Source organism: Paenibacillus oryzisoli, assembly GCF_050467285.1.
In the GTDB taxonomy this organism is placed as follows: Bacteria; Bacillota; Bacilli; order Paenibacillales; family NBRC-103111; genus Paenibacillus_E; species Paenibacillus_E oryzisoli_A.
Map to the genome: position 1 here is coordinate 101,282 of NZ_JBCMUN010000006.1, position 15,526 is coordinate 116,807.

Below are 15,526 nucleotides of genomic sequence, written 5' to 3' on the forward strand. Positions count from 1 at the left end.
GGAAGCGAAATATAAGTGTTAATGTAAAAAGGCGTTCACCCTACCGGGTGAACGCCTTTTAGCCCTCAATCATTTTTCTATTCAATGGCTCCCTGCCCCACACTTCTTTTGACCGAGTCAGTACAGTACCTGATAGCATTCTTTCACTTTACTTCAATAATAACAGGTGTTATTGTTTTTCCATAACCAGGGGGAGATCATGATGCCGAAAAAATGGTTTTACCGTTTGCTATTTTCATATTTTCCGATTTTTTTTAGTTTAACCTCGATCCTCATTCTGCTTACTTTTATGCTTCTGAGCGGGCTGACGAGGCGGGAAACAGTCAACGCGAACCAGCAGTTTACGCTGCATGCCGTTCAGTTAATCGATCATTCCTTGAGGGAAATCGATAATGCGCTCATCAAGGATATTGAATCCGATGCGAAGCTGGCAGCTTTTTTCCAAAGCGACCCGTCGCTGTCCTACTTCAATAATTATGAAATATCGAGAAAAGTCAGCGATATGATCGCCTTGAACGGTTTTATTGATTCCGTCTATTTGTACCGCTATGCTGATCAGATGGTTATGAGCAAAAACTCATTCATTGCGTTGGAGAAGTTCGGGGACCGCGAGTTCGTTACGCAACGGCTGCAGATGGGGACCTTCTACGAGCTGTCCGGTAAACGTGAGTACTTCGAATTTCAGGATTCGGAGCGGTTCCCGTCCTCTGTTGTTTCGATCGTCCGCAAATACCCGCTGCTCGTCGGCGGGCAAGGGCTGATCGTGGTCAACATCTCCTTAACGAAAGTGGAGCAGATGATCAGAGAGTTGACCGGCACGAACGTTAATTTTGTCGGGATCAGGGACTACGCGGGCAATGTCATTATGGGGGAGAAAGACGCTAAAACCCAGGGCACGGTTCTTTCCGAAGTGACGTCCGATTATACCGGTTGGACCTACACGGGGGGCGTTCATGACGAGCATCTGTTCCAGTATGCTTCTGTGTTTTCTTACATATGGGTTGCCGCAGGACTTCTTGTCGTCCTCGCAGGCACAGCTTGGATGACCTTTGTAACGAGACGCAATTATAAGCCGATCGAGGAGATCATGAATCAAATCCATCGTTATTCCGCCCAAAAAAGCGGGAAGCCCTCCAAACAGGTGCAGGATGAGTTCAAATTCATCGAGCAGGCGCTGGATCATTTCATCGAGGAGTCCCATACTTATCAAAAAATGCATGAGGAAGACTCGTTGTTCCGCAGGCGTCACTTTTTTGTTGAGCTGCTGGAGGGCAACCGGCCCATTGAGCCGACGGAGTGGGATTCCGAGCTGGAGCGGTTGAATTTACCGGTTCAATTCCGTTCGCTAGGCATCGTTGTGTTGGAAATCGATAAATATGCCAGGTTAACGGAAAAATATACGCACCGCGACCTGTTTCTGTTGAAATTCGTCGTGAACAGCGTCATGAAGGAAATGACGGAGTCGCAGCCCTTGACCGTATGGGCCGAATGGACGTCACAGCATCAGTTGACTGCTCTTTACCAACTGGAGGAACAAGCTGCGGATGGGGAGCTGAAGCTGGAGACGCTGACCGGAAACGCCCGCGAATGGGTGGAGGCTAATCTTGACTTTACGATGACGGCCGGAATCGGACCTGTGGTGGAGCGGATTGAGGACATCCCAAAATCATACGCAGGCGCGAAGGAGGCGTTGTCCTTGAAACCGAGCCTTGGATTAAACAGGGTGATCGCACATCATGAAACCGAGCGGCAGGAGGACGGGACGTACCGGCATTTGCAGACGATTCGCCTCTTCGCGCGTGTGCTCCGTACGGGTGAAGAGCCTTGGCGTCCGATTCTCAGCCAATTGTTCCAGGAAGCACGGGCCGGCCGGTTATCGCGGGAAGAGCATGTGCAGTTCCTGCATACGCTAAATCACCACCTGTCTCGGGAAATGATGGAGTTCCCCGCCGATATTCAGGAGCTGTGGAAATCGGAGGCGCTGCCCAGGTTAAATCAAATTCGCGATACGTTCGATGTGGCGGAGGATTTGGAGGCGCAGTACGAACGGGTTTTGGGGGAATTCGAGGTTAAAGTCCGGGAGCTGCAGGAAAGCCGCAGCCATTATGCCTTAGTCCGTGAAGTCAGGGAGTATATGGACAAGGAATACGCCAATTCGGATATGTCGCTGAATCATCTTTGTGATGTGTTTGGGCTGAATGGCAAATATGTAAGCCGTTTGTTCAAAGAGGCTTACGGTGAAAAGCTGGTAGACTATTTGGTCAGGGTCCGCATAGAAAACAGTCAGCGTCTGCTGCTCGAAACGGCGCTTTCTTTACAGGAGATCGCCAATGGTGTCGGGTATATTCACGACATTTCGTTCATCCGCGCATTCAAGAAAGTCGTAGGCACAACTCCGGGGGAATACCGGAAGCAGCAAGGCAAAAGCCCGTCGTGACAGGGCTTTTTTCTTTTCGGTTCATTGCGGATAATCGGTTAGCTGGACGGTTTTTTCCTTTTGGTTAACCGAAGGAAACATGTAAATTGCTTAGCAACCGGGTGGAAGGTATAGTGCAAATAGGAGCCGGCACACCGGTTCAACAAATAACGAAGGTGAACGAAGAGGGGGATCTACAACAATGAAGAAGCCATTATGGAGGAATCGCAAGCTCGCTGCGGGTACGGTAGCGATGCTGCTGACGAGCGTAGTCGTATCCGGCTGCGGATCGAATGAGACGACGGTGCCAGCCAAAGAAAGCAGCAAGGCGCAGCCTACCGCGACCGCGGAAGCAAGAGGAAAAATTACCGTATCCGTGTACGAACGCAACAATATCCCGCCGGAAGAAGGCAACTGGGAGAAAAACCGCTGGGTGGAATGGATCAATAAAAACGGTCCAGCCGATGTGAAATACGTGACGGTGCCGCGCTGGGAATCGCTGCCGAAGTTCAATGCCTTGTTCGCAACAAGCAGCGCGCCGGATCTGATCCTCGAATACGATACGGGCTACCGGAATCAATGGTACAGTCAAAAGCTGCTGATGCCGCTTGACGATGTCATCGCCAAGTACAGCACGACTTACAAAGAGTTGATGACGCAATTCCCGCAGTTAAAGAAGCTCGGTACGAAGGATGACGGCAAAATTTATGAAATCGGCAAGGTGAATCCGCTTACCTCCGGCCACCGCATTTATATCCGTGAAGATTGGCTGCAGAAGCTGAATCTTCAGAAGCCGACAACGACGGAGGAATTCCTTAACGTTGCCAAAGCGTTCGCCACACAAGACCCAGACGGCAACGGTAAAGCGGACACGTTCGGCCTGAACCTGAGTGGAAATGCCAATTCGATCATCACACATATGTTCGGTTATGGGGAAGTTGCTTGGCGTTTTGAAGGTGATAAATTCATTCATGAGTGGGACCGTTTGAAGGCGGCGGTTGATTTCCAGAAGCAGCTGTTTGATGCCGGCGTGGCCGATAAGGATTATTTGGCGGATAAGAACGGGGAAAAAGCGAAGCAAGATTTTCTTGCTGGCAAGCTCGGGATGTATTTGGCTCAGGATATAGCCGTGAACGATTATGACGCTTTTGTCAAAAACAGCCCGAACGGTAAGCTCTCCGTCCTGCAGCTGCCCAAATCGCCTTTCGGCCAGTTCAGCCCGGTCATCTCCAGCCCGATCCAGATGGTGGGAGCGATTAACGCTTCGGCGAAGGATCCTCAAGCGGTGATGAAGTACATCGATTTCATGATCAAGCCGGAAAACGCAAAAACGCTGCAAAACGGATTGGAGGGCGTGAACTGGAATAAGGACGCGGCAGGATGTCCGAACCCGATCGACGCCGAGAAAAATAAAAAAGAAATTTCCTATACCGGCGATCTGAATATGATGGCTTCGACTTTGCTGTACGGTAAGTGTTCGTTCAGCGCCCAGAAACCGCAAAATACGGAAACATTGAAGACGCTGCGCGATCTGGCGCTTCAGTCGGAAGCGGCTTATGTAACGAAGGAACGCCCGATACCTACCTTAAAGCCGGAATATTTGCCGGTGCTGCCTCAGGATTTGTCCTTAATCGTCAAAAACGTGGATCAACAGATCAAGGACCTGTGGGCAAAATCGATCGTCAGCGGCAAAGCTTATACGGCTGACCAGGCGCTGAAAGATGCCAAGGAGACTTGGGAGAAGGCAGGCGGAGCCAAAGTTGATGAGTTCTACGCCAAATGGTATGCAACGAACAAAGCGAATGCCTTTCTGCTGGAAGACTTGTACAAATTCGGCGAAGACGCTGTGAAGCTGTATTCGAATAAGTAAGGGAATCGCAAAGCAGGGGAAGGCAAGCGGTGGTGAAGGGGATAAAGGGGAGTTCTGCAGCATCTCCGGCCCTTTCCCCTGGCATCCCGACCAAATAATGCCGGAAAGGAGTGATAGAAATGAACCCGCATGATCGTGCAAGTTTAACGCAGGATCCATTATTGGAGCGGGCCTTCCGGGAGCGCTGCCGGCTGCTGCAAGAGGGGATCTTGCACAATCCGATTCCGGAGCACGACGAGTCTCGGAGAAGAATGTACTACGCAATAACTAGGCTGGCGCGGCAAATCGAGACGGAACTTGCATTGTCGCACCTAGCGGCCGTCAATGATCATCCTGGACATGACGCGATGTTTTTCCGGCATGCCAATATCGATGCATGGCTCCGCTTCGGGCGGAAGTATGACGAAAGTTTGCGGCTTAAGGTGAAAGCAAGCATGCAGAATGAAAAGCTGTACCGGATGGAGAGTGGTACGGAAAACCACAAGATCATGAACGCCGTTGCCGGTTATTTAACCGCCCAGAGTTGGCCCGATTGGGAGCATGCGGCTGAGGTGAAGGAGCGCTGCTCCTGGTACCTTGACAATTACCTGTCCAGAGTTTGCCGGTTCGGTCAAGGTGAGTTCGATTCTCCGACATATAGCGTATTCTATCTAAATACGCTGGCTACGATGTATGATTTTGCACAGGATTCGTCATGGAAGACAAGAGCGGCTCAAATGATGGACTGGTATTTGGCGAACACAGCAGGGGAGTGGCTCGACGGCTTGTACGCAGGAGCCCATTCGCGGGACTATCACCCGACACATACGTTTGATGCAGCACCGGCCGGAACCGTTGCTGCCTGGCTTTATTTCGGAGGCAGACGACCGAACCTTAGAACCGGGGAGCCGCACTACAGCATCATCAATGCGTTGTCCGCGTACAGGGCGCCGGATATTGTTGTACGCATCGCACAGGATCGGGGCACGGCGTTCGAGCACTTTGAAACTCACGACCTCACATTCATGACGGAACCTGCGCATGACGGTCACGAAACCCGGCCGTTAACAGGAAAAAATGAAGGCTTTAAGGGACTCGGCTATATTAGCCGGTCAGGAGTACGCAAGTATACGTATATGACCCCGGGGTATGCGCTTGGGAGTATGGCGGACGGAAGACAGGGCGATATCGTCTGGTCGGGGCAGTTGAGACGGTGGTCGCTCGACTGGCGTTCGGAGCAGCCTGCGGGCGTATTATTTTTCAATCATCCTTTTCCCGATTTCGGAAATCCCGAGGAACCGTATGCGAACAAGTGGCAAGGCTCTTCTCCATACGAGCAAGTCGTTCAATATAAAGGGGCATTGATTGCTTTATATCACATTCCGGCAGGCGAATGGTACAAATACGGCCCACGGAAGCCTTTCCCCTCGGATCGGGATCCATACATCGACGGTTTTTTCTCTAGCACAGCGATTTTAAAGCTGGAGGAGGATGCGAGCGGTTGGATCTTTTGCCATGGCGGTTCGGTTCTGGCGGCGGTTCGAGTGATGAGGCCTTACCGCTGGGTTGCCGGAGAAGAGGTACACCGCAGAATGCGGAGCGATGGGCTAAGCAATGCGGTGCTTGTGCAAACGGCGGCGCCTGGCGATTACAGCCCGACGGGTGAGGTGGGCGGCGATCCGCAGAGCAGGATGGAAACCGAGCTGGCTCTTTTCCGGGAAGCGGTGCTTGCCGCCGTCTCTTACGACGTATCTCTACCGGAGGAGGGAAACCCTTCTGCTACGTTCCAGACGTTGTCCGGAGATGAGCTGGGCATCGAATACGACGGAGCAAGGACGATTAACGGAGCCCCCGTTCGTTATGACGATTGGCCGTTGATTGGGAGTCCGTATCTATGTTCGGAGTTGAATACGGGCATATTGGATCTGCGCCACGGAGGGCAGACTTTAAGGCTGATTTACAATTCGGAGGCGAAGCATGGAAATGAATAAAACTGCAACTCCCGCGCCGGCGCTGCGCCAATCTGCGGTTAGGCCGAAAGCGGCGTCATCCCGCCATTTGGCAAGATGGAAGTCGAACTGGCAGCTCGTGTTGATGTTTATACCGGTCGTCGCCTTCTTCATCGTGTTTAAGTATGTTCCGATGCTTGGCAATGTGATCGCGTTTAAGCAGTACAATCTCATGCAGGGCGTCTGGGGAAGCCCTTGGGCGGGCTTCGATAATTTCCGGATGATGTTGGATAATCCGCAAACGCTGCAAATTATCCGAAATACGTTATTTCTCAGTTTTTTCAACATTGTGATCGGCTTTCCGTTTCCTGTGTTGGTTGCAGTGATGCTGAATGAAGTGCGCAGATTATGGTTCAAAAAATCGATTCAAACGCTCGTCTACTTGCCGCATTTCTTCTCTTGGGTCATTATCGGCGGCATCACCGTCACACTCTTTGGTTCACAGGCGGGGGTTGTAAACAGGGTGATTGAATACTTCGGCGGTACCCCTGTATCATTCCTGTATCAGGTGAGCACATGGCTGGGGATCTTCTTCGGTTCAGCTGTTTGGAAGGAAGCTGGCTTCGGTGCGATTATTTATTTGGCCGCAATAGGGTCCATCGATCCGCACCTGTATGAAGCGGCCAGCATCGATGGCGCGAGCAAAATCAAGCAAATCCGTCATGTGACACTGCCTGGCATTATGCCGGTCATGATTCTGATGCTGATCCTTTCGATGGGCAAGGTGATGGAGGTCGGCTTCGATCACGTCTACAATTTGCAAAATGCCGTCGTATCGAGCGCATCCAATGTGATCAGCACTTATATTTATACGACCGGTATTCAAGGCGGTATGTACAGCATCACGACCGCGATGGGGCTGTTCGAAGCGGTAATCGGGCTCATTCTCGTGCTAGGCGCCAACCGGGTCGCCAAAAAATTCAATCAATCTTTATGGTAAAAGAGGTGGCTTATGCGTCTGTCCTTCGGTGAAAAACTATTTTACGCCACCAACTATTTGCTGCTGCTGCTGGCTGGAATGAGCTGTCTCGTTCCGCTATTGAACATCGTTTCCGTCTCGTTCAGCGATTATGCGGCCATCGCTTCCGGCTTCGTCGGGATTTGGCCGGTCGGTTTTAATCTGGATGCCTACCGTTCGCTGATCGAAGGCACGCCGATTGTTCAATGTTTGAAGAACAGCGTAGTAATCACGGTCTTCGGCGTTGTGTTCAGTATGATCTTCACAGTGCTTGCCGCTTACCCTTTATCCAAGAGCAAGTTTTATTGGCGGAAAGGCTTTACGCTGGCCATCGTATTTACCATGCTGTTCGGCATACCGACGATCCCTGCTTTTCTGCTCAACCGCTCGCTAGGTATCGTCGATACGTATTGGGCGCTTTGGCTGCCTGGGCTGATCAGCGCGTACAACATGCTTGTGTTGAAATCGTTTTTTGAGCAAATTCCGGAGGAAATGGGAGAAGCCTCGCAGATCGACGGGTGCAGCGATTGGCGGCAGCTATGGCAAATTGTGCTCCCGCTGTCGATGCCCGTACTGGCGACGTTGATGCTGTTTTATGGGGTGGGGTATTGGAATGTGTTCCAAAGCGTGCTGATCAACATCAACGATTCGGATAAATACAATTTGGCTGTTCTGGTACAAAATATGATCGCGAACCAATCCTTGCTGCAAAGCTTGAACAACCTGCAGCCGCAAGAGGCAGCGGAACTGCTTACGCCGGAGTCGATCCGCTCGGCAGGTGTAGTCGTCATGTTGGTGCCGCTCTTGCTGGTTTACCCGTTCCTGCAAAAGTATTTTGTCAAAGGAGTTATGATCGGCGCAATTAAAGGGTAATTGTACAGAACGATTTTCATTTTCCCGCTCGGGATTTCTTTCTTTCAATTTGGAGAAGGGAGTGCCCTTGCGGGATATGAGAGGAGGTGAATGTAATCGCTTACATATATAGATTGTGAATGAAGCGATTCGGACTTGTTTTGCTTTTTTAAATCGAAAGGAGATGTTCCTAGTGATGAAGCAATGTAAGCGTATGAGCCCGTTTCTAGCTCGATTTATGATCCTGCTGCTACTGATCGGACTGCTGCCGTTTCCCCCTTCGCCTGCGATGGCGGCGGATACGCAAGCTCCGGCAGCACCGACCAATTTAACGTCAACTTGGCGCACGACGGACTCGGTTCATCTGACATGGGCCGTGCCTGCAGACGATACGGGCGTAACCGGGTATGACATTTACAAGGACGGCGTCATACTTGCAAGCATTACCGGTGCGCCTGTCTATTCTGCCACAGGTCTCTCTGCGGGAACGACGTATTCTTTCACTGTTCGCGCCAAAGACGCCGCAGGCAACATTTCGGCGGCAAGTGCCGTTGCTACCGTGAAGCTGGAGGAGATGGACCGTTATGCATGGACATTATCCTCATCGCACAACAATACGGCATCCACGCTGGCGCTTGCAGCCGACAACGCGGTGTCCACCCGCTGGACGAGCAGCGCCGCTCAGGCTGTCGGTATGTGGCTGCAGATGGATACAGGTCCGGCAGCCAAGTCCTACAACAGGCTTGTCATCGATACTGCGAACTCGGCAGGGGATTACGCCCGCGGATACGAGATCAAAGTTTCCGAAGACGGGCAAACCTGGAGCAGTGCGATTGCGCAAGGCAACGGCAGCGCAGTGATCGATGTCTCATTTGCGGCTCAGACGGCCCGGTATATCCGCATCACGTTGACCAAGAGCAATGGCAGCTGGTGGTCGGTTCATGATTTGAAGCTGTTCGGCGGCACGGATGCGGATTCAGCCGCACCGCAGGCTCCGGAAGGCGAGACGGCTGCACAGGTCACGGATTCTGACGTCACGCTGCAATGGAATGAATGCGCCGACAATGTGAAGGTTCTCGGATATGAAATTCAAGCCGGTAACCAATATGCAGGATTTTCTCGTACGACGAGCTATAAGGTTACGGGCCTTTCTCCGAAAACCTCGTATTCGTTCAAAGTCCGCGCCATCGATTTGGCCGGCAACGCGTCGGCGTGGAGCGATCCGGTAACGGTGCTGACGACGGACGTGATCGACCGGACGCTTTGGATCGCCAGCGCCTCAGGCAATAGTGGCGGAGCGGGGGCCGCGATCGACGGCAATGCCGCTACCCGTTGGAGTAGCGGTACCGCCCAAACGGCGGGAGCCTGGTTTCAGATTGATATGGGTCCCGGCGACAAAACCTACAATAAACTTGTACTGAATGCTGCGGGTTCCGCTGGGGATTATGCCCGTGAGTTCGATATTACCGTATCGGCGGACGGAGTGAGCTGGAGCGCCCCGATTGCCAGAGTGACGGGGACTTCGGCTATCGTAACGGCCGTCTTTCCGGAGCAGACCGCCAAGTTCATCCGGTTGACTTTAACGAAAGGCGTCGGCAGCTTCTGGTCGATTCACGAGCTGAACGCCTATGGAACGATTGCCCCGGATTTGAATCCTCCTACCGCACCGGGAAATGTGAGTGTGACCGGCGTACTGGATACGCAAATCGATGCGACTTGGGACGCCTCGACCGATGACATTGCCGTTGTCGGCTACAATCTGTATATCAACGGGCAGCATGCCGGGTATACGAATCAAAGAAAATACCGGATTACGGGGTTAACGGCGAACACTTCTTACAGCCTTGTCATAAAGGCGAAGGATTTGTACGGCAATGAATCGCCGGCCAGCATTGCGGTTCCTTTTACGACGCAGGATGTCATTAAAGTCCCGCTGATCGCCAGATACGAAATGGAGCCGGTCCTAGGGGATGCATCCGCGATAGTGGATACGAGCGGCTTCGGCCAGAATGGCACATACAGCTCCCCGGCAGCTTATGTCGAAGGGCGTACGGGCGGTGGCAAAGCGCTGCAGCTAACGGGGGCGGATCAAGCGAGAGCCGCCACTCTGAATCAGTTGAACAAGGTATCGTCTGCCTTTACGATTTCGGTGTGGGTCCGGCCTGATGATCTGAACGGGTATCAGCCAATCGTAACCAAGCGGGACGCCAACTGGAAAGGAACGACATTTTATCTCGGCTTGCAGGGGAATGCCTTATATTTTGGATCGGATTACGGAGAGAAGTGGTATAACTGGAAGTTCACAGCCTCCGAGCTGGCGGCCGGACAGTGGTCTCATGTAGCGGTAACCTTCGAGAAGTACAAGGGAGCCAACTTTTACGTGAACGGCAAGCTAATCGGGACTGTCGACGGCAGTGCGGTGTTCACCGATCTATTGCCGAATGACGTAACGATGCTGTTCGGAACGGAATGGCACTACGATAGTGTTTTAAGAGCGATGGTGAAGTATGGTTTCCGGGGCGCTATCGATTCCCTGCATATGTACGCATCGTCGCTTACGTTCGATCAGGTCAAAGCCGATATGAACGGAACCATCGTCACCCGAGTGTCGGACAACAGCGACTTTACGGCGCCGACCAAATATGCGACCTTCCGGCTGGTCCGATTCGATACACCCACGGGCTTGTTTACGAAGGGCAGCGCCAAAATCCATCAAAATGCCAACCGGGTGGACGGTCCGAATGCCGTCGATTGGCCGGCTATCCAGCTCCGTATTCCGCTTGCCGACAATTCGGTCAGGACGGTTCAGCCTTTTGCGGGCGGCCCTGAATACAAGGCGGAAATCCTTCTTCAACAGACTCCGCAAAACATGCCGATCTTACAGCAGTCGTCTGATAACGTGCTTCAGCCGGGGAATCACTGGGTGCGCGGCGTCGCCTGGCGTTGGGGACAGACGAATTTGTACACGGCCGACCGTACAGCCCGCAGTTGGACCTGGGATTACGAGTTGTGGACGTTTCCTGTACGTATCGCGAGTGCTACGCCAGGAGCGGTTACCCATGTCGTACTGAAGAATGATGGCCAGGAAATATACAACAGCGGAACCCGCACCTTCGATTCCTTGACGCTGCTGCTGCCGCAGAACGAGAGCGGAAAACCGTATGAATTATGGGTGAACGGACGAGGACCTGTCAGCTTCGATGCAGGCTTGCAGGCTGTTGTAGCGGGCGATCCGAAGGATATTCCCTACGAAGTGAATGCAACCGTTCCGGGCGCGGGTCCGGTCATTACCGTCCGGAGCCTTAATCAACCGGAAACGTTCCCGAATTCATCGGCCTGGGACGCGGATGTGCAGGCATTGGCGGGAGCAAAGCCCGATACGCAGGAATACGAGGTAGCTTCGGCTTCGATCGAACGTCATGTGGGCGTCGATGTTCCGCGGTCGGCCGAAACGATCAACTTCATTTATTTGCCGCACGGTATGAGCTCGGGTGGATATTATCACTCCGAGCATCCCGAAATCGCGGCTCAATATGCGAATATCGGGACAGTGGAGGATTATGCAGATTATGTAACCGATACCGGTTACGACCGGGTATACGAGTTCAGCTCCTTCGAGGAGCCGGCGAATGCCAAAAGCCAGGCGAATATGGCGCAGGCGCTGAGCGAGAGAGGGGTCCAGCTGGGGTTTATTCCACGTACGGACTGGGACGTTATCACCTCGAGCAGCCAGAACCTGCCGTTCTACAGTTCCTATATCGCGGATTTCCATGCACCGCTTTATCGTGACATTCAGCTTGGCCTGCAACGGCTCGGCGCATACCCGAATATAGCGGGGGTCAGCCTGGGCGCGGATAACGCGGGTTATGCCTCCTACTGGGACTGGGCACCGCCGCATCCGAACCGTCCTTGGGGCAGAGCGTTCACGGCGTTTCAGACGGCAGCGGGACTTCCGCTCACGACGCCGCTGGCCCCAAGTCTGCAAGGGACGTATACGCCGAAGACGCATGAATATTTTGCAACAAGTACCAAGCCGTTTCTGGATTACATTGCGCGTTATAATGAAACGTTCAAAGCTTTCGGCTACTTCTCCAAAGCGGTATCCGAAGTCAACGATAACTATTCGACGACGACCGGATCGTTCGGAAGCTCGCCAGGGGTAGGCGCTCGCGGAGGCTGGGTATGGGCGACGATTCCCGGCAAGGAGATGCACGAGCAGTTGCCGGTTCAGAGTGCGTACGATTGGAATGAAAAAAGCTCCTCCAAGCCACTGCACAACGTCGCGCTGATCGATCGCTTGCGCAGTTACGATCCGAATAAGACGACATGGGCGCTGCCTGACGATTTCTCCCTGTTCTTTGGGAAAGAGGATCGCGAAAGCGCTTATGCGATGGCGTTAACCCGGGGCATTCAGGCGATCGGAACGAATGTATTGCCGAATAACAAAGGGAATGTAGCCAAACCGCAAACCATTGCGGAGCAGAAAGAGCTTTATGACTGGATTCACCGATACGGCGGTGCGTATGCCATGGCGAATCCGACTCCAACCATCGGCATTATGTATGTGAACGATCAAGCTTTACTGAGGGGGAACGTCGGCGGAGACAATCCGACCGATGCGCAGCTGTTGGCCGGGTCCCATGAGGGGAAAGTGTCGGAAGCGCTGTTCCTTGCCCATGCGGCTGGTTGGCCTGCAAAGGTGATTACGCCAGAGGAATTGAAGCGTGGCTTGCCGGATTCGATGAAGGCCATTCTCCTTGTCGGACTGAACCAATTTGACAACAGCTGGAGTTGGAGCGACGGCCTTGAATCCGAGCTGCAAAGTTTTGTTGATGGTGGCGGCCGCATCTTAAGAGACGACGAATCGGTATCGCCCGTCACTTCCGTCGCAACGAACATGCAGGTCAGATCCTATGTGGTGCAAAGCGATACGGACCAGACGAATTTGCTCTTAACCCGCAATGCCGACAATATTGCCAAGCTGCAGACAGCCATGGTGGGGGTCGCCAAGCCAGCTGCTGCTTCAGCGAAAAGCGATGTGTGGGCGGTGCCGACGCGTTCTGGCGACACACAGTATGTGACGGTGCTGAATCAGAAGCATAATACGGCTGCAGGCGAGACCCAGCATCTGATCGGACAGACGGCGGAGTTGGAATGGCATACTGGCCGTCCGATTTACGACATCAGGCAGGGGCGCAAAATAACGCAGGCCGAAGCTGAGCAAGTCGATCTGCAGACGAATGGCTTCCAGTGGTATGCACTGCCGCCCGCCGAAGTGACGACACCGGAATTTACCGTCGATCTATCAGATTCCGGCTTCTATGAAGCCTATACGACGATCCGCAATCCGAGTCCGATGTCCGGCATTCCGGTGGAAATTACGGTCAGCCATACGGTTAGCGGGGATATCGCTACTGTGTACTCAGCAACGGGCTTAACCGCCAAGCTGCCGTTGCATGCAAGCGACGCTCCGGGGACTTATTCGGTTAAAGTGAAAGAACTCCTTAGCGGGCTGGAGACAGAGACATTAATTATCGTTCAATCGCAGCAAACCGAGGCGCAGCCCGATGTGACGATCCACCGTGAAGTGGATATCCGCAAATTCGGCGCTCGCGAAGACGTTCCGTTGATTGTCGCCTTAACAGCGGCCCAAAATGCCGATCCCACCATTGTCGCGCAGGCCGAGCGGTTGGTGCAGCACTATACTCAGCAAGGTCGCAGCGCGCAGCTTGGATTAGCGGAGCCGGGCGGCGTTGTGAAAAGCTTGCAGGAATATGAGTCGCAGCTGAAATATCCGAAGTGGAAAACGGTTGACGCCGACCTGGTGCTGTTCGGCAGCACGTCGACGAACGTCCTGCTGCTTGATCAGGCAAGAGCGTACTTATTGCCGGAGCAAGGGGCGAAACTGGCCCCCGGAGAAGCTTCGATTGGTTTAGTGAACTCGGCGTTTATTGGGGAGTACAATGTCTTAAATATTGTCGCCAACGATACGGCGGGCATGACTGCGGCGGTTGACGCTTTGCTTGGATTGGAGGCATCGAAGCCGGACGCGCCGCAATATGTGACGACGACCCGTGTGACCGATACGTCCGTTGCCCTGTCCTGGTTCTCGGGCGATATCGCGCCGGGCAGCTATAAGATTGAGCGAAGAACGAACGGCGATGCCGACTGGCAAACGGTTGCAACGATAGCGGGGAGCATGACTTCCTATGAGGATAATGGTCTTAACGCAGGTTCCTTCTACAGCTACAGAATCATAGCGATGAATAGCAGTGGGGAATCGAAGCCGGGAGAAACGGTCTATGTCGTTACATCAGGAGCCCAACCGCCTCAGGAACCGGTTGACCCGCAAGCTCCGCTGTCGCGCAGCGGTTGGACGGCGACAGCTTCTCTGCAGAGCTCAAGAGCAGGTAATGCGCTGGACGGCGTTGTCTCCACCCGTTGGGATACCGCAACTGCGCAGGTATACGGCCAATATTTTCAAGTCGATATGCAGTCCACAATGACATTTAATCGGATTGTTCTAGATGCATCTGGAAGTACCTGGGATTATCCTAGAAAATATGAGATTTATGTTTCACAGGATGGAATTATATGGGGGACCGCAGTAGCTTCGGGCTCGGGCAGCACGGTGACAACGGTTAACTTTCCTGAACAGACGGCCAGATTTATTCGAGTTGTGCAAACAGGCAGTGTAGGGTCGTATTGGTCCATTCACGAGTTCAACGTGTATCATGTTGATAAAGAAGCACCAACAGTGCCAGCGGGGTTAACGATTACGAACAAAACGGATGCCACGGTAAGCTTGAGTTGGAATGCTTCCACCGACAACTATGGCGTTGTCGGATATGATGTATATAACGGCACGCAACAGGTGAATGGCGCTTTGGTAACGGATACCAGCTATACGGTAACCGGCTTGACTCAGCAAACGGAATACGTGTTAACCGTCAAAGCGAAGGATGCGTCGGGCAACGTTTCCGCAGCAAGCTTTCCGGTGACGGTGAAAACGAACGCAGCTCCGCTGTCGCGCAGCGGTTGGACGGCGACAGCTTCCCTGCAGAGCTCAAGAGTAGGTAATGCGCTGGACGGCGTTGTCTCCACCCGCTGGGATACCGCAACTGCGCAGGTATATGGCCAATATTTTCAAGTCGATATGCAGTCCACAATGACTTTTAACCGGATTGTTCTAAATGCAGCTGGAAGTACTTGGGATTATCCGAGAAAATATGAGATTTATGTTTCACAGGATGGAATTATATGGGGGACCGCAGTAGCTTCGGGCTCGGGCAGCACGGTGACAACGGTTAACTTCCCTGAACAGACGGCCAGATTTATTCGAGTTGTGCAAACAGGCAGTGTAGGATCGTACTGGTCTATTCATGAATTCAATGTATATTGGGTAGAATCAGGCGGCGTATGAGGATGTTTTCTAGCACAGA

6 protein-coding genes are annotated in these 15,526 nt (G+C 52.9%); all 6 read left to right on the forward strand.

Going from position 1 to position 15,526, the window contains the following annotated elements:
- Window positions 1-202 precede the first annotated feature (202 nt).
- The 6 genes from ABE504_RS09490 to ABE504_RS09515 all read left to right on the forward strand — a co-directional run bounded on the left by ABE504_RS09490 (window position 203) and on the right by ABE504_RS09515 (window position 15,507).
- Window positions 203-2,437, forward strand: coding sequence for a helix-turn-helix domain-containing protein (locus ABE504_RS09490; RefSeq protein WP_430087544.1), 2,235 nt, complete (start codon window positions 203-205; stop codon window positions 2,435-2,437).
- 181 nt (window positions 2,438-2,618) lie between these two features.
- Window positions 2,619-4,286: an extracellular solute-binding protein gene (locus ABE504_RS09495; protein WP_430087546.1), complete on the forward strand. Its 1,668-nt coding sequence runs from the start codon at window positions 2,619-2,621 to the stop codon at window positions 4,284-4,286.
- Between the two features lie 119 nt (window positions 4,287-4,405).
- Window positions 4,406-6,256 (forward strand): hypothetical protein, encoded by a 1,851-nt coding sequence (locus ABE504_RS09500; RefSeq protein WP_430087548.1) that lies wholly within the window; start codon window positions 4,406-4,408, stop codon window positions 6,254-6,256.
- Window positions 6,243-7,214 carry an ABC transporter permease gene (locus tag ABE504_RS09505; RefSeq protein ID WP_430087550.1) on the forward strand — a complete coding sequence of 324 codons (972 nt, stop codon included), beginning with the start codon at window positions 6,243-6,245 and terminating at the stop codon, window positions 7,212-7,214. The genes ABE504_RS09500 and ABE504_RS09505 overlap by 14 nt, the downstream gene beginning before the upstream one ends.
- 12 nt (window positions 7,215-7,226) lie before the next feature.
- Entirely contained in the window at window positions 7,227-8,105 is an 879-nt protein-coding gene (locus ABE504_RS09510; protein WP_430087552.1) for a carbohydrate ABC transporter permease, read from the forward strand.
- A gap of 175 nt (window positions 8,106-8,280) precedes the next feature.
- Complete coding sequence (locus ABE504_RS09515; RefSeq protein WP_430087554.1) at window positions 8,281-15,507, forward strand: discoidin domain-containing protein; 7,227 nt, start codon at window positions 8,281-8,283, stop codon at window positions 15,505-15,507.
- The last annotated feature ends 19 nt before the right edge of the window (window positions 15,508-15,526 follow it).